This is a genomic window from Pseudomonas sp. 32_A (genome assembly GCF_017490905.1).
Classification (GTDB): Bacteria; Pseudomonadota; Gammaproteobacteria; order Pseudomonadales; family Pseudomonadaceae; genus Aquipseudomonas; species Aquipseudomonas inefficax.
In genome coordinates this window covers 1-459 of record NZ_JAFGYI010000305.1, presented here as the reverse complement: position 1 = coordinate 459, position 459 = coordinate 1, and the positions used below count along the sequence as shown (strand labels likewise).

The 459-nt window shown below is 64.3% G+C and carries 1 protein-coding gene; it reads right to left on the bottom strand.

Features of this window, described 5'->3' with window-relative positions:
- Window positions 1-110: 110 nt before the first annotated feature.
- A partial coding sequence (locus J5M58_RS26790; protein WP_207880397.1) for a chemotaxis protein CheW occupies window positions 111-459 on the bottom strand: 349 nt, incomplete at its 5' end.

The window sequence follows — 459 nt, the reverse complement described above, 5'->3', positions numbered from 1 at the left end:
GCGCGGCGACGAGCACCAGCATGAATCCGACGGCCGTCAGCGTCGTGCGGATCGACCAGTTGTGCAGCATCGTCAGCTCCCCGTAGTTGCGTTGCGTGCGTCGCGCCCGCTTATGCGCCGAGCGTCTCGATCAGCGCCATCTCCTTGCTCGTCATCAGCTTCTCGATGTCCATCAGGATCAGCATCCGGCCGTCGACCGTGCCGAGGCCCGTCAGGTACTCGGTCGTCAGCACGCCGCCGAATTCCGGCGCGGGCATGATCTGCTCGGTCGACAGCGTGAGCACGTCGGACACGCCGTCGACGACCATCCCGACGACGCGGTGCGCGACGTTCAGGATGATCACGACCGTCTGATGGTCGTACTCGACGCGGCCGAGGTGGAACTTGATCCGCATGTCGACGATCGGCACGATGATGCCGCGCAGGTTGATCACGCCCTTGATGAAATCGGGTGCGTTC